Genomic DNA, 18,883 nt, shown 5'->3' with positions numbered 1-18,883 from the left:
CTCAGCTCAGCTCGACGACGCAGGAGCTCAGTACTTCTCGCCCTTGCTCGCCTTCTCGACCAGCGAGGCCGGCGGCTCGAACTGTGCGCCGTACTTCTTGGCCAGCTCGCGCGAGCGGTCGACGAAGCCTTGCAGGCCGCCCTCGTACTGGTTCATGTACTGCACGACGCCACCGGTCCACGCCGGGAAGCCGATGCCGAAGATCGAGCCGATGTTGGCGTCGGGCACCGAGGTGATGACGCCCCCCTCGATGCAGCGTGCGGTCTCGACGGCCTCGGCGAAGAGCATGCGCTCCTTGAGTTCTTCGAGCGACGGGTCGCTGCTGCCGGAGTCGAACTTCTCCCGCAGACCCGGCCACAGACGTACCCGCTTGCCGTTCTCGTCGTACTCGTAGAAGCCCGCACCGTCCTTCTTGCCGGGGCGGCCCTGCTCGACGAGGTAGTCGATGACGTCGAAGGAACCGTGGTGCGGGAATTCCTTGCCCTCGGCCTTGGCACCTTCTTGGCCGGATGTCCGGATCTTCTGCATCAGCACGAGATTCAGCTCGTCGGAGAGCTGCAGCGGCGCGGCCGGGTATCCGGCCTGGGTGCCTGCATGCTCGATCAGTGCCGGCTCCACGCCCTCACCGACGGCCGCGATGGCCTCGTTGATGAAGGTGCCGATGACGCGGCTGGTGAAGAAGCCGCGGCTGTCGTTGACCACGATCGGGGTCTTGCGGATCTGCAGGGTGTAGTCGATCACCTTGGCCAGCACCGCATCCGAGGTCTTCTCGCCGCGGATGATCTCCACGAGCGGCATCTTGTCGACCGGCGAGAAGAAGTGGATGCCGATGAAGTCCTCTTGGCGCTTGACGCCCTGGGCGAGGATGGTGATCGGCAGCGTCGAGGTGTTGGAGCCCAGGATGGCGTCGGGTTCGACGATGTCCTCGATCTCCTGGAATACCTTGTTCTTGACCTCGACGGACTCGAAGGCGGCCTCGATGACGAGGTCGACGCCCTTGAAGTCCTCGGCCTTCTCGGTCGGGTGGATGCGGGCGAGCAGCTCGTCGCTCTTGTCCTGGGTGGTCTTGCCGCGGGAGAGGGCCTTCTCCTCGATCTTGACGGCGTAGCCCTTGCCACGTTCGGCGGCCTCGAGCGAGACGTCCTTCAGCACGACCTCGATGCCGGCCTTGGCCGAGACGTAGGCGATCGCCGCACCCATCATGCCCGCGCCGATGACGCCGACCTTCTTGGCGGTGTACTTCTCGTAGCCGTCCGGCCGCGACCCACCGTTGTTGATGTGCTGCAGATCGAAGAAGAACGCCTTGATCATGTTCTGCGCGACCTGACCGGTCACCAGCGACACGAAGTAGCGGGTCTCGATGAGGTCGGCGGTGTCGACGTCGACGTAGGCACCCTCGATGGCGGCGGCCAGGATGGCGCGCGGGGCCGGCATGTTGGCGCCCTTGATCTGCTTGCGCAGCAAGGCCGGGAAGGCAGGCAGGTTCGCCGCGACCGATGGGTTGGTCACCGATCCACCGGGCATCTTGTAGCCCTTGACATCCCACGGCTGCTGCGCCTCGGGGTTGTCCTTGATCCACGCCTTGGCGGCGGGCAGGAGCTCGTCGACCGAGCCGACGACCTCGTCGACGAGACCGATCTCCTTGGCCTTGGCCGGCTTGAGACGGGGCCCCTGCAGCAGGACGCTCATCAGCGCGTTCTGGAAGCCGAGCAGTCGCACGGTACGCACGACGCCACCGCCGCCGGGCAGCAGGCCGAGGGTGACCTCGGGCAGGCCGACCTGAGCGCCCTTGACGTCGGCGATCACGCGGTGATGGGTATGCAGCGTGATCTCCAGGCCACCGCCGAGGGCGGCGCCGTTGATGGCCGACACGACGGGCTTGCCGAGGGTTTCCAGCCGACGAAGAACCTTCTTCATCGCGTTGGTCGTCTCGGTGATCTGGGTGGCGATCTCTTCTTTGGACTGGGTCCGCTCGGCGGTCATGTCCTTGAGGTCGCCGCCGGCGAAGAACGTCTTCTTCGCCGAGGTGAGCACCACTCCGGTGATGTCGTCCTTCTCCGCCTCCAGCCGATCGACCGTCTCGGCGATCGAGGTCTGGAAGAGCGCGTTCATCGTGTTGGCGCCCTGGTTGGGGTCGTCCATCGTCAGGACGACGACGCCGTCGGCGTCCTTCTCCCAATTGATCATGTTGTCACTCATGGTGTTCGAAGATTCTTTCTCTCGTGGCGGAGTATCAGAGACGCTCGATGATGGTCGCGACGCCCATTCCGCCGCCGATACACAGGGTGACCAGGCCGTAACGGCCGCCGGTGCGCTCGAGCTCGTCGAGCACGGTGCCGAAGATCATTGCGCCGGTCGCGCCGAGCGGATGGCCCATGGCGATCGCGCCGCCGTTGACGTTGACCTTCTCGTGCGGGATCTTCAGGTCCTTCATCCACTTGAGGACAACCGCGGCGAAGGCTTCGTTGAGCTCGAAGACATCGATGTCGTCGACGGTCAGGCCGGCCTTCTTGAGCGCCAGCTCGGTGGCCGGGGTGGGACCGGTGAGCATGATCGACGGCTCGGAGCCGACCTCGGCGAAGGCGACGACGCGACCGCGCGGGGTCAGCCCGTTGCGCTTGCCCGCGGCTTCGCTACCGATCAGGACGATTCCGGCGCCGTCGACGATGCCGGAGCTGTTGCCGCCGGTGTGAACGTGGTTGATGGCCTCGAGCTGCGGGTAGCGCTGCATGATGACGTCGTCGAATCCGGCCATCTCGGCGAGTGCGGCGAAGGCCGGCTTGAGCTTGCCGAGCGACTCGACGGTGCTGCCGGGCCGGCGGTGCTCGTCGTGGTCGAGCACGATGACGCCGTTGATGTCGCGCACGGGTACCACCGACTTGGCAAAGTAGCCCGAGGTCCAGGCCTTCTCGGCCCGGGCCTGCGACTCGGCGGCGTAGGCGTCGACGTCCTCGCGGGAGAAGCCCTCGATGGTGGCGATGGTGTCGGCGCCGATGCCCTGCGGGGTGATGTAGTGGTCGTAGGCAGTGGCCGGGTCGGTGAAGAGAGCACCGCCGTCGCTGCCCATCGGCACGCGCGACATCGATTCGACGCCACCGGCGAGAACCAGATCGTCGAAGCCCGAGGCCACCTTCGCGGCGGCCAGGTTGGTGGCTTCCAGACCCGACGCGCAGAAGCGGTCGATCTGGGTGCCGGGGACGGTCTCGGGCAGACCGCTGTTGAGGGCGGCGGTGCGGGCGATGACGCCACCCTGCTCACCGACCGGCGAGACCACACCGAGGATCACGTCGTTGACCTCGGCGGGATCGAGCCCGCCGTGCCGTGCGAGGACCTCGTTGATGATGCCCGATGCGAGATCGACGGGCTTGACGCTGTGCAGCGAACCACCACGCTGCTTGCCACGGGGCGTACGGAGCGCCTCGTAGATGAATGCTTGATCGGCCACGATGCTTCTGTTCCTTTCACACGAACCTTGTCGACGGTTACTCCGTCAGGCTAACGCGGAATAACTTCCTTGACCATACCCCGAGGTCAAGACTTGATCGAAGCCGCCATATCTGAGCTATGGTCGATTCACCATGCCTACCGAAAAGCCATCCCCGCGGGCCCGCCCGGCCGACCGCAAGCGGCAACTCGTCGCCCATGCCGCGTCGCTGTTCGCCGAGCGCGGCTACCCCCAGGTGGCCGTGGCCGACATCGCGCGGGCCGCCGGCGTCACCGCACCGTCGGTGTACCGGCACTTCGCCGACAAGCACGCCCTGCTGGTGGCCGCGGTGCGCAGCGGGGTCGACGAACTCGAGGCCTGCACCGATCAGGTGCTGTCGGCCGACTCCTCGCCGGCGGGCCTCGTCGACGCGGTCTGCTCGATCGGTGTCCGCAGCCCGGCGGCCACCTCGCTGTGGCGCTCGGCGAGCCAGCATCTCAGTGACGAGCAGAATCGGGAGATCGTCCTGCACATCCGCGGGGTGATCCACCGGTGGGCGGGGGTACTAGCCGCCGGCACCGGGATCCCCGAACGCGAGGCGGTCGAATTGTGCTGGGCGACGCTGAGTGTCGTCGGCAGTCTCGGCGTCCACAACACCCGGCTGTCGGCCGGCCGCTCGCTCGCGGCGATCAAGACACTCGTCCACCGACTCCTCACCCTGCGCCCGGATTCGGCGCCACCACTGACCCCGGCACCGTTGATCTCCACCGGTTCTCGGACCAGGCGCGACGAGATCCTTGACGCAGCAGCGGAATTGTTCGCCACGAGCGGCTACGCCGGGGTCGGCATGGACGACATCGGCGCCGCCGTCGGCATCACCGGACCGAGCGTGTACCGGCACTTCAGCTCCAAGCTCGCCATCCTCGTCGGAATCGGCCGGCGCAGCGCCACCCGACTGGAGGCCGGTGCGATGGCCGCCTACGGCTCCACCTCCGACAGCGCCAAACTCCTTGCCCTGCTGATCGATTCGTACGTCGGCGTACTGACCTCCAGTCCGGATCTCTCGGTCGGGTTCAACAACTCCGCGGTCTTCATCGGGCAGTCCGCCGCCGCCGACCTCATCGACGTACAACGCAATTACGTTGCGCGCTGGATCGACCTGCTGACCCAGACCGATCCCGATCTGCCCCGCCCCGAGGCTGCCGTGGCCGCGCACGCCGCCCTGTCGATCGTCAACGACGCCGTCCGCGTGCGCCGCGGGACGTCACGTCCCGACTTCCCGGCCCGGATGGCATACCTGATGAAAGGCGTCCTGGACGTCTGAGCGTGCTCGTCCGTGTCCGTGTCCGCGGCCGACCGGCGTGACTTCTGTTCACCGCAGGGAAAGCCGTTCACCGCTGTGACAACTGTTCACTGGTGGTACGAAAGCCGTTGCAGCCCTTGTGGATTAATCCTCGCAGCCCTTGCGCGTCGAACAAATCTTCTGCTACACTGGACCCATCGCAAGATCATCCAGGGGGGATTCATGATCGACGCCACCACGCCTTCGGCTTCACGGTCCGCAGAGCTTTCGGCCGACCTGTTCGCGGGCCTCATCGCGCAGCTCGACGACCGCACCTTCCGTGCGGACATCGGTTCACGAGACGCGTTCGCGTCGATGCAGCAACTGATCACCTTGCGCAACATGATCGATCACCTCGCCGCGACGTTGACCGGCGAGTTCGACCGCCTCAAAATGACCGCACCCCAAGGCCGCTCGGTGCGACAACTGTTGATCACCATGGGAATTGCGCCCGCCGTCGCCGGCCGACTCGTTCGCGTCGGAACCGCCACGGATGTCGACGGTGTGCGTATCCATACCGTCGACGGTGCGATATCCCTCGACCACGCCGACGCCATCGTCCTCGGACTCACCCACATCGAATCCCGCGCCGGCGAACCCGTCACCCCCGAACAACGCCGCGACCACACCCGCGCACTCGTCTCGCAAGCATTGTCCGGGATGAGTCCCGCCGAAATCGGTAAGCACGCACGCCAACTCGGCAACACCCTCGCCGACGACACCGGTGGCACACCTGCTGCCGAAGATCGTTCCCTCAACAGCGTCACCCTCGCCACAACCAGCGACGGCCGCCTCGACGTGCGCGCCGACCTCGACATGAGTGTCGGCGAAAAACTGTGCACCACCATCGAAACGCTGTCCGCCCCCACGCCCCAGCCCGACGGCTCCCACGACCCACGCACGGTCCAGCAACGCCAGGCCGACGCACTCGAGACACTGCTGGAAGCCGCCGCCCGCGGACTCGCCGACGACACGGTGTCGACGACATCACGGTATGACGTCCTGTTGACGCTCAACGCCGAACAGCCCGACCAATCCGCGCTGCAATACATGGGTCCGGTCACCGACCAACTCGCCACCACCCTGACCTGTGACGCCCAACTGACCGTCGCCATCCTCGACGACGAACGAGCACCCCTACAACTCGGACGCCGCAAACGATTGTTCACCAACGCCCAACGCAAAGCGTTCATCCTGCGCGACGAATGCTGCATCAAATGTGGTGCACCCGCATCGCGGACCCAAGCACACCATTTGCGGCATTGGGCCGACGGCGGGGCCACCGACCTCGACAACGGGTGCCTGCTCTGCACCGCATGCCACCACGACGTTCACGACCGCGCCGGCGCCGGGAGCGAAGCGAGCGGGCCGAATGATTACTGGGGTGTGGTCATGGGCTTCGACCGGCATCCGTGGCTCATCCCGCCCTCCACCGTCGACCCGAAACGACGACCACAACCGGCCTACAACCGGCGCACCCTACGCCTCGACAGCGCTGCCTGACCACACTGGCCGCCCGAAACAGGCCTGCCCACAAGACTTCCCGACCCCCGCACCCGGCCCGCCGGGACCGCATCTGTTGTTTGAGAACTTCATAGGGCGCCGGCCCCGGGACCTCCTGCTAGACTCACCGCGACCACGACGACGGACGGGGACCGATGAGTGCCGGCACAGGATCCGACGAGCCCACATACTCCCGCGACGAACTCATCGCCGAGCTCGACGTCTCACCGGAGTACGCCCAAAGACTGTGGAATGCCTTCGGTTTCGCACATCGGACCACCGACGACAAGATCTTCACCGCCGACGAGGTGGCCGCGTTGCGACTGTTCGCCGATTCCGAGGGTTCGATGCCGCAACGGGCGCAGGTCGCCACCGCCCGTGCGATCGGACAGACCATGTCGCGTCTGACCGAATGGCAGGCCGATCAGATCACCGACCTCCAACGCGATCCCGACGTTCCGTGGACGCAGGATCAGATGATCAACGCCATCGACGTCATCCAACGACTGATCTGGCGTCGCCACCTGAAACTCGCACTCGAGCGCGATGCGACACGGGTATCCGACGAGGAACACGATCTGGTGGTCGGGTTCGCCGACATCGTCGGATACACCAGCCTGTCCCGCCGCATCGGGATGGGTGAACTCGAGGACCTGCTCGAGAAATTCGAGGAACGCACCTTCGATATCGTCACCGATCGTGGCGGGCAGGTCATCAAAACCCTCGGCGACGCGGTGATGTTCAGCTTCGAGGCCGCCGGTGGCGCGGCGGCCGCCGCGTTGGCGATCCAGCGGCTGAGCGACGCCGACCCCATCCCCCCGTTGCGGGTCGGTCTGGCCCGCGGACCCGTCCTGAGCCGCCTCGGTGATCTGTTCGGTGAGCCGGTCAACATCGCTGCCCGGCTGTGCGGGTCGGCGCGCCCGGGCACCATCCTCGTCGACGAGGTATTGGCCGCCGACCTCGCCGACTCCGATCGCTTCTATCTGCGGTCGATGCCGTCATTGTCGGTGCGCGGCTACCGTCGGCTCCGCGCAAAGGTGCTCGAGCCCAACAAGTACTACTCGCGCGACTCTGCGGCACCATAGATCCGCACCTCGGTCGCCTTGACCGAGAGATGCACCGCCACACCCGCTCCCAGCCCGAGTTCGGCCACCGACGCCCACGTGACCTCCGCCGCGACGTCGTGGTCACCGCAACGGCATCGGATCAGCGCCCGATCCCCTTGCGGCACCACCTCTCCCACCACCGCAGGCCAGGTGTTGCGTGGACTGCCATGCGGCTGCGACGGATACACGGCGACCGCACGAGGCGAGAAGGCGCCCGCCGCGCGGGCGGCCGGTCGCAACGATTCGACTGCGGTGCCGACGACGGGCAGACCGTCGGCCGCGACGACCGTGTCGGGGTCCCGATAGGCCCCGACGACCAGGTTGGTGCCCGCCAGCGTCGCCGCGAACGCCGTTTCGGGATGGGTGAGCACATACGTGGTGAGTCCGGACTGCATGACGTGCCCGTCGTCGAGCACAGCGATCCGGTCGGCGAGGCTCACCACATCGATCAGATCGTGGGTGACCAGAATCGTCATGCCGTCGCGCTCCGCGAGCAACGACCGCATCAACGTCCGCATCTGTTGTGCCACACTGATGTCCAGCGCAGCGAACGGTTCATCGAGTAGCAGCACGTCGGGCTCGGTCGCCAGCGCGCGGGCGATCGCGACCCGCTGCGCCTGCCCACCGGACAGATGCGCGGGCATCCGGTCGGCCAGCTCGGCCACCCCGGCAGCCGCCATCCACTTCTGCGTCCGGTTGCGCACCGCCGCCCGGCCCAGTCCCGACGCGGCCGGACCGAAGGCGACGTTGCGCCGCACCGACAGATGGCCGAAGAGCCGCGCCTTCTGCTCGAGCAACACCACCGACCGGCGATGCGGTTCGACAAAAGTGTTGTGCCCCTGTAGCTCACGGTCGCCCATGGACATTTGCGAATCCGGGGTGCGGCGCAGTCCGGCCAGCACCGACAACAGCGTCGACTTGCCCGCGCCGTTGGGTCCGATGATGCCGAGGGTCTCGCCGGGCGCGACGTCGATGCGTGCGGTGACCTCGGGAGCCGAGCACCGCACCGAGGCACGAAATCCCTCGGCGCCTGCGGACGATCTTGGGGTTCCGGCTGATTCGGGGACGGTCTCGGTCATGAGACCTCCGGGCTGCGGCGTAGATGGACGCCGATCACCACCGCGAGGGCGACGACCATCAGCACGAGCGCGAGCGGAAGTGCCTGCGCGGGGTCGTTGATCGCGTCGAGGTAGATCTTCAGCGGAGCCGTCTGGGTGGTGCCGGGCAGGTTGCCGGCGAAGGTGATGGTGGCCCCGAACTCACCCAATGCTCGGGCGAATGCGAGGACCCCACCGGCGATCAGTGCCGGCCGCGCCATCGGCAGCGTCACCCGCCACAGGGTTCGCGTCGGGGACGCCCCGAGGGTCGCCGCGATCCGCTCGAAACCATCGTCGCCGCTGCGCAGTGCACCTTCCACACTGATCACCAGAAAGGGCAGCGCGACAAAGGTTTGCGCGATCACCACCGCCGGGGTGGTGAACGCGAGGGTGATCCCGGCCCGGTCGAGATACTGGCCGACGAGGCCATACCGGCCGAGGGCGTAGAGCAGCGCCACGCCGCCGACCACCGGCGGCAACACCAGCGGCAACAGCACCAGCGCGCGGACGATTCGGATCACGACGCCCTCGTATCTCGCGAAGACGACGGCCATCGGCACCCCGAGCAGTACACAGACGACGGTGCTGACCACGGCGGTGCCGAAGCCCAGCTTCAGTGCCGCAACCGATTCCGTCGATGTGACCGACGACCAGAAGATCGCCCACGGCATCCGGACGATGATCGCGACGGGTCCGATCAGGATCAGAGCGACGCCGAGCAGCGCGGGCAGATGAACCCACCGGGGAACGCGTCTCATACAGTCACCGAACCGGCGTCACCCGGCCGTGGCGAAGCCCGCGTCGGTCAGGATCTTCTGCCCCGTCTGCGCGAGTACGAGATCCATGAATTCCTGCGCCTGCTGCTGGTGCTTGCTCGTCTTGAGGGTGGCGATCGGATAGTTGTTGACCACCTTCGCGAAAGCTCGGTCGCCGACCACCGCGATCGTGTCGGGGCCGCTCTTGGCGTCGGTCACGTACACGAGCCCGGCGTCGGCCTCGCCGGAGGTCACCTTGGTCAGCACCGCCGTCACCGACGATTCCTCACTCACCGGCTTGATGACGATCCCGGTGTTGCGTTCGACCTGGGCGGTCGCCGCCCCGCAGGGCACCTCGACCGCACACACCACGGTGCGGATCGACGGGTTGGCCAGGCTCCCGAAGTTCGTGATGTTCTTGGGGTTTCCCGCCGCGGTGACGATCACCAGGGTGTTGCGCGCGAAGATCTTCGGCGGATCGACGAGATCACCGAGCTTGCTCATGGTGGCCTCGTCGGCGGTCGCGATGACGTCGGCGTCGGCTCCTTGCTTGATCTGGTTCACCAGCGCCGAGGATCCGTCGAAGTTGATCGTCACGTCCACGTCCGGGTGCTGGCTCTCGTAGGCTTTCTCGATCTCGGTGAAGGTCTTCTTCAGCGACGCCGCCGCATACACCTTCAGCGGGGTCTTCGCGTCGGCGTCATCCGACGACGAACACCCCACGGCCACACCGGTGATCAGCGCCGCCGAGGCCGCCACACACACCCACCGGGTCCATCTCGAAACAGCGGTCATCGGTTCTCCTGTGGTCGGTGTTGCGGGGCGGGGCGCTCGACGATCACGGTCGTCGCCTTGACCACCGCGGTGGCCACCACCCCGGGTTCGAGTCCGAGTTCGCGGGCTGCCTCGGCGCTCATCAGCGACGTCACGGCGAACGGCCCGCACTGCAGGCTGACCTTCGCCATCACACCGTCCATCTCGACGTCGGTGACCAGTCCGGTGAATCGGTTGCGCGCCGAGGTCAGCGCGGGCGAGGAATCGGTGACCGCGCGAGCCCGCGCGACCGCTAGTTGCGCCAGGTGCGCGCCGTCGACGGTGGTCACCCCCTTGTCGGGACCGGCCGTGTCGGAGCCCGCGGGTAGTGTTCCGGCCGCCATCCACCGACGGATGGTGTCGTCGCTGACGCCCAGCAGCAGCGCCGCGTCACGAATCCGAATCGGAGCCATGGACGTACCTTAGCCGCACATTCGGAGAAATTCTGCATCGAACCCCGCATATGCAGACCCAGTCGAATCGACTTCCTCACAACCGATGAGTTCTCGCGGCGGCGACCGTCTATACCGCCGAAAGGTCAAGCGATGGTAAAAATCGCTGGCCAACCACCCCACCCCGTCAACTAGCGTGGAGAACCATGACCGCACCCTCCTCTACCCCGACCGCCGGTGGCGGCCGCCCCGCGATCGAGGCCGTCGACCTCGTCAAGACGTTCGGCGATTTCACCGCCGTCGACGGTGTCTCCTTCTCCGTCGCGCCCGGCTCGGTACTCGGCCTGCTCGGCCCCAACGGCGCGGGCAAGACGACCATCGTCCGCATGATGACGACCCTGTCGACCCCGACGAGCGGCACCGCCCGGATCGCCGGACACGACGTCATCGCCGAGCCCGAAGCCGTTCGCCGCAACATGGGTCTCACCGGTCAGGCGGCCACCGTCGACGAGATCCTCACCGGCCGCGAGAATCTCAAGATGATCGGCGGCCTCTACGGAATCGGGCGGCGTGATCTGGCGCGACGGGGTGATCAACTCCTCGAACAGTTCTCCTTGACCGATTCCGCCAACAAGCAGGTCCGCTCGTACTCCGGCGGCATGCGCCGGCGACTCGACCTGGCGGTGAGCCTGCTGGCCGCGCCGCCGGTCCTGTTCCTCGACGAGCCGACGACCGGGCTCGATCCGCGTAGCCGCAACGAACTGTGGGATGTGCTGCGGGAGTTGGTGAAGGCCGGTACCACATTGTTGCTGACCACCCAGTACCTCGAGGAGGCCGATCAGCTCGCCGACGACATCGTCGTCATCGATCACGGCACGATCATCGCCCACGGCACCCCGTTGCAGCTCAAGCAGCAGGCCGGATCTGCCAGCGTGGTGGTCACGGTCTCCGACGACGCCGATCTACCACAAGCCCGAGAACTGTTGTCACGCAGCGGCAATGAGGTCTTCGTCGACGAGAATGCCCGCACCGTCACCACCGCGGCCGCCGGACTGTCGGATCTCACCCGCATCGCCGGATGGTTCGACGAATCCCGCATCGCCGTCGACGATCTCGGCCTCGTCCGGCCGAGCCTCGACGACGTCTTCCTCTCCCTCACCGGCCATCGCGCCGAACAGGACTCGACCGACACCGACACCGCGGTGAACGAAGGAGCAGCATGACCACCACCGAGACCCCGCCCACCGCTATCACCGGGCCACTTCCGGACCGCCCGGCGGTGCACCAGACCAATTTGGCGCAGCAATCATGGATAATGGTGCGCCGCAACCTCATCCACACCCGACGCATGCCCGAGATGCTCTCGGATGTGACGATCCAGCCGATCATGTTCGTGGTGCTGTTCGCCTTCGTCTTCGGGCCGGCGATCAGCCTCGGGGTACCCGGGGTGAGCTACAAGGAATACCTGCTGCCCGGCATCATGGGCCAGACGATCGTGTTCACCGCATTCATCGTCGCCACCGGCATCACCGCCGACATCGAGAAGGGCATCGTCGACCGGTTCCGGTCACTGCCGATCCGCCGCTCGTCGGTCCTGGTCGGCCGCAGTCTCGCCAGCCTGATCCACTCGTCGATCGGCATCGTGGTGATGGCGGTGACCGGTCTGATCATCGGGTGGCGGATCACCACCTCGGTCGGCGAGGGCGCGCTCGGCTTCGCACTGGTGCTGCTCTTCGGCTTCGGGATGATCTGGTTCGGGGTGCTCATCGGCTCCTGGCTGCGTTCGGTGGAGGCGGTCAACGGGTTCATGTTCTCGATCCTGTTCCCGATCACCTTCGTGTCCAACGCCTTCGTGCCGACCCAGAACATGCAGCCGTGGCTGCGCGCCATCGCCGAGTGGAATCCGATGTCGGCGCTGGTGCAGGCCATGCGCGTGTTGTGGGGTAACGGTCCCGACGCCGCCGCCGACGCCGCGTGGCCGATGCGCCACCCGGAGTTGGCGACACTGATCTGGGCGATCATCCTGACCGCGGTCTTCGCCCCGTTCGCGCTGCGCAACTACGCCAAGCGCACGGCCGACTGACCCCGTGCTGCCCGCCGCCGACTACTCGGTGGCCCCCAGCGCGGCCAGCGGGTCGCTGTAGACGGCGTCGAGCGACACCGCACCGGCGGCCTGCTGCTGCACTGTCGTTCCCGAATGCGACACTCGCACATCGCGTCCGGGTACGACGGAAGTCTCACGCAAGGAGGCCGCCACGATCGGCAGGGTGGTCGGGTTGTCGGTGAAGGCCTGGCCACCGAGGATCACGTGGTCGGGGTTGAAGATGTCGGCGATCAGTGCCACCGTGCGGCCGAGCACCTGCGCGCGCTCCTCGAACAGGGCGCGAGCGGTGGCGTCACCATTGCGGGCGAGCGCGAGGACGCCCTCGATGTCGGTGACCGCCAGGTTCAGCGACTGTGCGGCCTCGACCACGCCGGTGTCGGAGACGGTCGGTTCGAGCCGGCCCGTCCGGTTGGGATCCAGCAGCGTGGTACCCGATGCCGGGAAGTGGCCGATCACCGGTGGCCCACCGGCCGGAGTGTGCACGGTGCCGTCGACGCTGAAGGCGATGCCGACCATTTCGCGGGCGTAGAAGTACAGGAAGCTCGAGCGCTGATCGGCGTCGGACCCGCTGGGGTTCACCACGAGTTCGGCGGCGGCCATCGCCTCCACATGTGAGGCCACCGACACGGGCAGGCCCACCGACTCGGCGATGACCTGCCCGACGGGTGCATTGACCCAGCCCAGCCGGGGGTGATCGACGAGGCCGCCGCGCGCCACGCGCCCGCCGACGGCCACACCTGCCCACAGCACGCGGCGATTGGTCCAGCGGCCGAGGAAGCGGTGGGCGCTCTCGCCGATGGCGGCGAGCGTCTGTTCCGGCGAGTCGCCGATGGGGGTCGGGATCTGGATCGCACCGACCACCCGATGCAGCAGGTCGTGGGTGGTGATCGAGGTGACCTTGTATCCGATGTGGATACCCAGGGTCAGGAACGTCGAGACGTTGAGTTCGAACGGCAGACGCGGCCGCCCGATCGCACCGGCGGGTGCCAGGTCGGCGCGCTCACGCAGGAGTCCGGCCTTGAGAAGTGCGCCGACCTGCCGGTTCACGGTCGAGATGGACAGTCCGGTGAGTTCGGCGGCCTCGTCGCGGAAGACCGGACCCGACAGCCGTGCGGTACGCAGCACGAGCGCGGCGGGTTTGGTCGACAGTTCGAGTTGCGGGGTCGCGATCTGAATGCCTCGACCCCCTTTGTGTGACGTCCGCGCGTCGACCCGGGCGGGTGCCGCCCGAACCGGTCGGGGCCGGGTGGTGCGGGCCGGGGTGGTTGCGGTGCGGGTGCGGTGGTCGATCGTTGCGGTCATGAGTGAATGCGTCCTCGTGAATGTGCCACAGGCGGTCATCGTCGTCCAACGCTCGAGTCGATCTCGGCGGCGGACGGCCACTCGGGTACCGATCAATGCGGCGGTGGTGGATGACCAAGTGGGAAGGGGTTGTCGGCTGGGATTATCGAATCGCTCGGGGCATCAGCAGATGACGCTCAGAACAGGCGACTCAGTGCATTCGACAACAACACAGAACACGAGCGAAGGGCAGGCGGCAGCCCAAGGCGGTGATCACGTAGGACACCTCCGGGATGCGGCTCTGTTCGCTGCACGTCATGGGAGCCAAGCTAGCAACGGCCGGTGCGTCGCCGCAAGCCTGCGCCGAGGACGTCACACCCGGCGACAGGCCATCGGACCCGAGAGCGCACTCCCGCTCACTCATTTGTTTCCCGCTCACCGAGATCGTCGAGCGGGAAGTAAATCGTTGAGCGGGAGCGCGCTCAACACGGGTCGCCGTACCCTGGACACCATGCCCGGCATCCCCGCCACCAGCGCCCCGGCGACCGTCCCGACGCAGCCGTCCGATACCGAATTCCTGGCGGCGACCGAGCCGCTTCGACGTGAGATCCACGCGCATTGCTACCGCATGATGGGGTCGCATCACGACGCCGAGGACCTCACCCAGGAGACCTACTTGCGGGCGTGGCGCGGCTACCCGAAATTCGACCGGCGGGCGTCGGTGCGCACGTGGCTGCACAAGATCGCGACCAACACCTGCCTCACCGCGCTGGGCAGCGCGCAACGCCGGTCGTTGCCGTCGGGTTTGGGCACCGACGCCTTCGATCCCACCGACACCCTCCTTCAGGACCACGAGGTGCCGTGGCTCGAGCCGTACGCCGGCGCGGTCGACGAGATCAGCCCCGGCGAGGACGCGGATCCGGCATACGTTGTCGGCGCCCGGGAATCCATCCGGCTCGCGTTCATCGCCGCGCTCCAGCATCTGCCGGAACGGCAGCGTGCCGTGCTGATCCTGCGGGATGTGTTGCAGTGGAAGGCCGCCGAGGTCGCCGATACCATCGGCGTCACCACCACCTCCGTCAACAGTCTGCTCCAGCGTGCCCGCGAGCAACTGAAAACCGTTCGGGCCGACGATGATTCGTCCACCGTTCTCGATGACGAGGGGAATCGCGAGCTGCTCGCGAAGTACGTCTCGGCGTTCGAACGGTACGACGTCGACGCCATCGTCGACCTGTTCACCGACTCATCGATCTGGGAGATGCCGCCGTTCACCGGTTGGTATCAGGGCGGTGCGGCCATCGGCACACTCATCCGGGCCAATTGCCCGGCCGAGAAGGCCGGCGATCAGATCCTCTTGCCCACCATCGCGAACGGACAGCCGGCGCTGGGCCTGTACATGCGTGACCCCGGCGACGGTGTGCACCGCCCGTTCCAGCTGCAGGTACTCGATCTCGACCCGCGGACCCGGTCGGTAGCCCACGTCGTCGCCTTTTTCAGTGACACGATGATCGAGGACTTCGCCCGATTCGGGCTCCCGGCGACGCCTCCCTCGGACGAGTCCTCCCGCTGAACCATTTGCGGTTGAGCGGGCGCCTCACGACACATCCATCGACACGAATTCCCAGGCGTGGCCGTCGAGGTCGCAGAAACTGCGCGAATACATGAAGCCGAGGTCCTCGGCCGCCCGCAACGGGGTGGCACCGGAGCCGAAGGCGGCGTCCGCGTATCGGTCGACCGCGCCGCGCGACGGTGCGGATATGGCGAGCACCGCCTCGCGTCCCGCGCCGAGGTCGGCGACCGGTGCCGACGCGTAGCCACGGAATCGGCTTCGCCGATGCATGACCACCATCGCCTGGCGGTTCACCGGCATGCACAGCGTCGAGGGGTCGCAGAACATCTCGTCGAAGACGAATCCGAGGCCGCCGAAGAAGGCCCGCGAGCGCGCGACGTCGGCGACCGGCAGATTGACGAACATCATCGGCGCCACCGTCACCTCTTCCGATTTGTCGGGCGCACCCGCGCTGCGGGTTCTCTCGATGGACAGACCACCCGGCCCGCCCGAATTCATCGCCGGGATGGCCAATAGGCTCCTCGGTCATGGGTGTCATCTATGTGGTGCGGCATGGTCAGGCAGATCCGAAGGCGTACGGGATCGTGGGCTCAGAAGCCGCGAGTGCCTCCGGCGAGGTCGGTGGCCTGACCGCGATGGGCATCGTCCAGGCGGGACTCACCGGCGACCTGCTCGCCGCGCAGATCCCGTCGGTCACCACCGCCATCTGTGGTGACCTCCCACGGCAGCGCGACACCCTCGCCGGCGTGCTCGGCCGCTTCGACAACGCCCCCGAGCCGATCGTGGATCCGCGCTGGAACGAGTACGCGCTGCCGGCGCTGGTCGGCGAGACGAGTGCGGCGGAGTTCGACGACGGGCGCAACTATCAGAAGCGCCTCGACGATTCGCTCGGCGCCTGGGTCGCACGCAACGACAAACCCGATGCCGCCCACGATCACAGCGGCGAGACCTACGGGGGCTTCCGCGATCGGGTGGACGCCGCCGGCCACGACGCGGCCGCTCACGCCGGCAGCGGACAGACCGTGGTGGTGGTGTCCTCGGCGGGTGTGATCGCCCAGTGGATCGCCGATCTCTGGGGTGTGCCGCCGCAACAGTGGCCGACGGTGGCCCGCGCGATGATCAACGCGTCGGTGACCAAACTGATCGTCGGCCGCCGTGGTGTCTCGGTGGTGTCGTTCAACGAGCACGCCCACCTCGACGACCGCGACGGCGGGGTCGCGACCTTCCGCTGACTACCCGACGTGCCGCAGGCCGGCGGCGATGAATTCGGCGGTGGCCTCCGACGCCTGTTCGGCCCCCGCCTCCGTCGACGCACCCGCGCGGGCGCGGTGACTGATGCCCTCGGCGATCACTCCGAGTTTGAGATTCGCCAGCGCCAGATAGAAGTCCCAGTCACCCAGGTCGTTTCCGGTCGCGGTGACGTAGCGCTGCGCCATGTCGTCGGCGCTCGGATAGCGTGGGCTGGTCCAGGCGGCGTCGAAACCGAGAACGGTGTCGAAGATCGGCTGCCGGTACACGCACATCAGCGCAACATCGGTGATCGGGTCACCGAGCGTCGACATCTCCCAATCCACCACCGCCGCAACATGCCCCGGGTCGGCGGCATCGAGGATGGTGTTGTCGACGCGGTAGTCGCCGTGCACGATGGTCGCCCGCGTGTCCGTCGGCACGCGGTCGGCGAGAACTGCGCACAACCGTTCCACGTCCGGCAGTTCGCGGGTCTTGACGATCCCCCACTGGCGCGCCCATAACTTCACCTGGCGGGCGGCAAATCCTGCGGGACGGCCGAATTCACCGAGGCCGACCTGCTCGTGGTCGACGGCGTGCAGGGCCGCGAGCGTGGTGACGAGTCCGTCGACGTTGCGATCCACCTCGTCGTCGGAGAGCGCATCGAGTTCGGCCGCGGTGCGGATGACGACGCCGTCGACGAACTCGACGATGGTGCACGGGGCGCCGAGGGCCTCGCCGTCGGCATCGAAGGCGACCGTCGGTGCGACGGGGACGTCGGTGGCGCCGAGGGCCCGGGTCACCGTCCACTCACGGGCCATGTCGTGCGCCGAGGGCGTCAGGCCGCCGGTCGGGGGCCGTCGGGCGATCCACCTCGTCACACCGTCGGTGACGGCGAACGTGAGGTTGGACTTGCCGCCACTGATCAGGTCGATCTGCAGGTCTCCCTGCACGTCGACGCCGTTGTGCTCCAAGAACTTCCGCAATGCCACCGGGTCGAGCACCCGGCGCGGGTCGATGGCCGTGCTCATCGCCGGCCCTCCGCGGCCGCCGCGGCCTTACGGGCGCGGCCGACGGCACGGCGTGCGATCGCCCACCGATGCACCTCGGACGGTCCGTCGTAGATCCGGAACGGTCGCAGCTCGTTCTGCAAACGGGCCAGCGGCAGCTCGTCGGAGACGCCTGTCCCGCCGCACATCTGGATGGCGCGGTCGGCGACCCGGGTGAACGCCTCGGCGGCAAAGGTTTTGGCGATCGATGTCTCGTTTGATGCATGCGCACCGCGGTCGAGCTCGGCGCAGGCCTTCACCAGTAGGGCGCGGGCGGCGGCGAGATCGATCTCGTTGTCGGCGATCATCTGCTGGATCATGCCGAGATCGGCGAGCTTGCCGCCGAAACCCGCACGGCGCGAGACGTAGTCGACGGCGACGTCCTGGCAGCGCACCGCCGAACCCATCCACCGCGTCACGTGCGTCATGCGGGCCGGGCCCAGGCGGACCTGGGCGTAGCGGTAGCCCTCGTCGACCTCGCCGAGGACATCCTCGTCGGGGACGAAGAGATCGGTGAAGGTGACCTCGCGATGCCCACCGACCATCGAGCGGTCGGTGGTGCGGATGTGGCGGCCGACGGCGATACCCGCACGATCGGCGGGCGCCAGGAACATCGTCGCACCACCCCGATCACCCGGGGAGCCGGCGGTGCGCGCCATGATGATGAAGAATCCGGCACCATCGGCGCCGGTGATGAATCGCTTCTCCCCGTTGACTTTCCAGCCGCCGTCGACCTTGGTCGCGATGGTGTTCAGCGCATTCGGATCCGAGCCGGCACCGGGCGATGGTTCGGTCATCGCGAACGCCGACCGCACGTCGCCGGCGGCGAGCGGCGCGAGATAGGTGTGCCGCTGCTCTTCACTCGCGATGTGGGCCAGCATGTGAACGTTGCCTTCGTCGGGTGCCCCGATGTGCAGGGCGACCGGGCCGAAGGTCGAGTAGCCTGCGGCCTCGAAGACCGGTGCGCGATCGGACATGTCGAGCCCGAGCCCGCCGAACTCCACCGGTGCATGGGGCGCGAAGATGCCCGCGGCCCTGGCCTTGGCGTTCATCTCCCGCCGCAGCGCGTCGCCGCCGGCCGCCGCGATGTCGCCGGCGTACTTCTCCTCGATCGGCGCGACATACTCGGCAATGAACTGCGACGTCTTCTCGACGAGGTCGACGACGTCGGCGCCGTACGTCAGATCGATCGGCATGGGGTCTCCTCGGGCATTCGCCTC

Annotated in this window: 17 protein-coding genes and 1 pseudogene; 7 read left to right on the top strand and 11 right to left on the bottom strand. The window is 67.2% G+C overall.

Going from position 1 to position 18,883, the window contains the following annotated elements; all coding sequences use genetic code 11:
- Window positions 1-27 precede the first annotated feature (27 nt).
- Together ACPXB3_RS09550 and ACPXB3_RS09545 are read right to left on the bottom strand one after the other, a co-directional pair.
- On the bottom strand, window positions 28-2,199 hold the full coding sequence (locus tag ACPXB3_RS09550) for a 3-hydroxyacyl-CoA dehydrogenase NAD-binding domain-containing protein (RefSeq protein WP_425727462.1): 2,172 nt from the start codon (window positions 2,197-2,199) through the stop codon (window positions 28-30).
- Window positions 2,200-2,233: 34 nt separating this feature from the next.
- A complete protein-coding gene (locus tag ACPXB3_RS09545) occupies window positions 2,234-3,445 on the bottom strand; it encodes an acetyl-CoA C-acetyltransferase (RefSeq protein WP_425704196.1) in 1,212 nt (403 codons plus the stop codon).
- Between the two features lie 133 nt (window positions 3,446-3,578).
- Between ACPXB3_RS09545 and ACPXB3_RS09540 the strand changes: the two genes are divergently transcribed.
- The 3 genes from ACPXB3_RS09540 (at window position 3,579) to ACPXB3_RS09530 (ending at window position 7,354) form a co-directional block, all read left to right on the top strand.
- Window positions 3,579-4,748, top strand: a complete 1,170-nt coding sequence (locus ACPXB3_RS09540; protein WP_425727461.1) for a TetR/AcrR family transcriptional regulator — start codon at window positions 3,579-3,581, stop codon at window positions 4,746-4,748.
- Window positions 4,749-4,949: 201 nt separating this feature from the next.
- Window positions 4,950-6,269, top strand: coding sequence for a DUF222 domain-containing protein (locus tag ACPXB3_RS09535; RefSeq protein ID WP_425727460.1), 1,320 nt, complete (start codon window positions 4,950-4,952; stop codon window positions 6,267-6,269).
- A gap of 155 nt (window positions 6,270-6,424) precedes the next feature.
- Window positions 6,425-7,354, top strand: coding sequence for an adenylate/guanylate cyclase domain-containing protein (locus ACPXB3_RS09530; protein WP_425727459.1), 930 nt, complete (start codon window positions 6,425-6,427; stop codon window positions 7,352-7,354).
- Here the strand turns inward: ACPXB3_RS09530 and ACPXB3_RS09525 are convergent.
- The 5 genes and pseudogenes from ACPXB3_RS09525 to ACPXB3_RS09505 all read right to left on the bottom strand — a co-directional run bounded on the left by ACPXB3_RS09525 (window position 7,327) and on the right by ACPXB3_RS09505 (window position 10,453).
- The gene (locus tag ACPXB3_RS09525) at window positions 7,327-7,770 is read right to left on the bottom strand and encodes a TOBE domain-containing protein (protein WP_425704252.1); all 444 of its coding nucleotides are present in this window, start codon (window positions 7,768-7,770) and stop codon (window positions 7,327-7,329) included. The genes ACPXB3_RS09530 and ACPXB3_RS09525 overlap by 28 nt on opposite strands.
- A 162-nt stretch (window positions 7,771-7,932) precedes the next feature.
- Window positions 7,933-8,343: pseudogene (locus ACPXB3_RS09520) on the bottom strand (ATP-binding cassette domain-containing protein); the annotation flags it as partial.
- A 107-nt stretch (window positions 8,344-8,450) separates the two neighbouring features.
- Window positions 8,451-9,230: an ABC transporter permease gene (locus ACPXB3_RS09515; protein WP_425704192.1), complete on the bottom strand. Its 780-nt coding sequence runs from the start codon at window positions 9,228-9,230 to the stop codon at window positions 8,451-8,453.
- An 18-nt stretch (window positions 9,231-9,248) separates the two neighbouring features.
- Window positions 9,249-10,022 carry a molybdate ABC transporter substrate-binding protein gene (gene modA / locus ACPXB3_RS09510; protein WP_425727458.1) on the bottom strand — a complete coding sequence of 258 codons (774 nt, stop codon included), beginning with the start codon at window positions 10,020-10,022 and terminating at the stop codon, window positions 9,249-9,251.
- Window positions 10,019-10,453 (bottom strand): TOBE domain-containing protein, encoded by a 435-nt coding sequence (locus tag ACPXB3_RS09505; RefSeq protein WP_425727457.1) that lies wholly within the window; start codon window positions 10,451-10,453, stop codon window positions 10,019-10,021. The genes modA and ACPXB3_RS09505 overlap by 4 nt, the downstream gene beginning before the upstream one ends.
- A 185-nt stretch (window positions 10,454-10,638) precedes the next feature.
- Here ACPXB3_RS09505 and ACPXB3_RS09500 point away from each other — a divergent pair, with 185 nt between their 5' ends.
- Window positions 10,639-11,655, top strand: coding sequence for an ATP-binding cassette domain-containing protein (locus ACPXB3_RS09500; protein WP_425727456.1), 1,017 nt, complete (start codon window positions 10,639-10,641; stop codon window positions 11,653-11,655).
- On the top strand, window positions 11,652-12,515 hold the full coding sequence (locus tag ACPXB3_RS09495; RefSeq protein WP_425727455.1) for an ABC transporter permease: 864 nt from the start codon (window positions 11,652-11,654) through the stop codon (window positions 12,513-12,515). The genes ACPXB3_RS09500 and ACPXB3_RS09495 overlap by 4 nt, the downstream gene beginning before the upstream one ends.
- Window positions 12,516-12,536: 21 nt before the next feature.
- Here the strand turns inward: ACPXB3_RS09495 and ACPXB3_RS09490 are convergent, their stop codons facing one another.
- A complete protein-coding gene (locus ACPXB3_RS09490) occupies window positions 12,537-13,838 on the bottom strand; it encodes an ROK family protein (RefSeq protein WP_425727454.1) in 1,302 nt (433 codons plus the stop codon).
- Window positions 13,839-14,328: 490 nt separating this feature from the next.
- On the opposite strand from ACPXB3_RS09490, the gene ACPXB3_RS09485 reads away from it, so the two are divergent.
- Entirely contained in the window at window positions 14,329-15,387 is a 1,059-nt protein-coding gene (locus tag ACPXB3_RS09485) for a sigma-70 family RNA polymerase sigma factor (RefSeq protein WP_425727453.1), read from the top strand.
- Window positions 15,388-15,411: 24 nt separating this feature from the next.
- Here ACPXB3_RS09485 and ACPXB3_RS09480 read toward each other — a convergent pair whose 3' ends face one another.
- Window positions 15,412-15,804 (bottom strand): VOC family protein, encoded by a 393-nt coding sequence (locus ACPXB3_RS09480; protein ID WP_425704251.1) that lies wholly within the window; start codon window positions 15,802-15,804, stop codon window positions 15,412-15,414.
- Window positions 15,805-15,914: 110 nt separating this feature from the next.
- Here ACPXB3_RS09480 and ACPXB3_RS09475 point away from each other — a divergent pair, with 110 nt between their 5' ends.
- Entirely contained in the window at window positions 15,915-16,619 is a 705-nt protein-coding gene (locus ACPXB3_RS09475) for a histidine phosphatase family protein (protein WP_425704185.1), read from the top strand.
- Here the strand turns inward: ACPXB3_RS09475 and ACPXB3_RS09470 are convergent, their stop codons facing one another.
- Window positions 16,620-17,645, bottom strand: coding sequence for a phosphotransferase family protein (locus ACPXB3_RS09470; RefSeq protein WP_425704184.1), 1,026 nt, complete (start codon window positions 17,643-17,645; stop codon window positions 16,620-16,622).
- Window positions 17,642-18,859, bottom strand: coding sequence for an acyl-CoA dehydrogenase family protein (locus tag ACPXB3_RS09465; RefSeq protein ID WP_425727452.1), 1,218 nt, complete (start codon window positions 18,857-18,859; stop codon window positions 17,642-17,644). The genes ACPXB3_RS09470 and ACPXB3_RS09465 overlap by 4 nt, the downstream gene beginning before the upstream one ends.
- Between the last annotated feature and the right edge of the window lie 24 nt (window positions 18,860-18,883).

Source organism: Gordonia sp. DT219, from assembly GCF_049847065.1.
Taxonomy (GTDB): domain Bacteria; phylum Actinomycetota; class Actinomycetes; order Mycobacteriales; family Mycobacteriaceae; genus Gordonia.
The sequence above is the reverse complement of the archived record's forward strand: the minus strand, read 5'-3'. Positions and strand labels throughout refer to the sequence as shown.

What these genes read in the sequence shown, in the direction of transcription:
- ACPXB3_RS09540 (WP_425727461.1), top strand. Translation starts at nt 3,579, where the DNA reads ATGCCTACCGAAAAGCCATCCCCGCGGGCCCGCCCGGCCGACCGCAAG.
- ACPXB3_RS09485 (WP_425727453.1), top strand. Translation starts at nt 14,329, where the DNA reads ATGCCCGGCATCCCCGCCACCAGCGCCCCGGCGACCGTCCCGACGCAG.
- ACPXB3_RS09495 (WP_425727455.1), top strand. Translation starts at nt 11,652, where the DNA reads ATGACCACCACCGAGACCCCGCCCACCGCTATCACCGGGCCACTTCCG.
- ACPXB3_RS09515 (WP_425704192.1), bottom strand. Translation starts at nt 9,230, where the DNA reads ATGAGACGCGTTCCCCGGTGGGTTCATCTGCCCGCGCTGCTCGGCGTC.
- ACPXB3_RS09530 (WP_425727459.1), top strand. Translation starts at nt 6,425, where the DNA reads ATGAGTGCCGGCACAGGATCCGACGAGCCCACATACTCCCGCGACGAA.
- ACPXB3_RS09500 (WP_425727456.1), top strand. Translation starts at nt 10,639, where the DNA reads ATGACCGCACCCTCCTCTACCCCGACCGCCGGTGGCGGCCGCCCCGCG.
- ACPXB3_RS09490 (WP_425727454.1), bottom strand. Translation starts at nt 13,838, where the DNA reads ATGACCGCAACGATCGACCACCGCACCCGCACCGCAACCACCCCGGCC.
- ACPXB3_RS09475 (WP_425704185.1), top strand. Translation starts at nt 15,915, where the DNA reads ATGGGTGTCATCTATGTGGTGCGGCATGGTCAGGCAGATCCGAAGGCG.
- ACPXB3_RS09505 (WP_425727457.1), bottom strand. Translation starts at nt 10,453, where the DNA reads ATGGCTCCGATTCGGATTCGTGACGCGGCGCTGCTGCTGGGCGTCAGC.
- ACPXB3_RS09525 (WP_425704252.1), bottom strand. Translation starts at nt 7,770, where the DNA reads ATGCAGTCCGGACTCACCACGTATGTGCTCACCCATCCCGAAACGGCG.
- ACPXB3_RS09465 (WP_425727452.1), bottom strand. Translation starts at nt 18,859, where the DNA reads ATGCCGATCGATCTGACGTACGGCGCCGACGTCGTCGACCTCGTCGAG.
- ACPXB3_RS09535 (WP_425727460.1), top strand. Translation starts at nt 4,950, where the DNA reads ATGATCGACGCCACCACGCCTTCGGCTTCACGGTCCGCAGAGCTTTCG.
- modA (WP_425727458.1), bottom strand. Translation starts at nt 10,022, where the DNA reads ATGACCGCTGTTTCGAGATGGACCCGGTGGGTGTGTGTGGCGGCCTCG.
- ACPXB3_RS09550 (WP_425727462.1), bottom strand. Translation starts at nt 2,199, where the DNA reads ATGAGTGACAACATGATCAATTGGGAGAAGGACGCCGACGGCGTCGTC.
- ACPXB3_RS09470 (WP_425704184.1), bottom strand. Translation starts at nt 17,645, where the DNA reads ATGAGCACGGCCATCGACCCGCGCCGGGTGCTCGACCCGGTGGCATTG.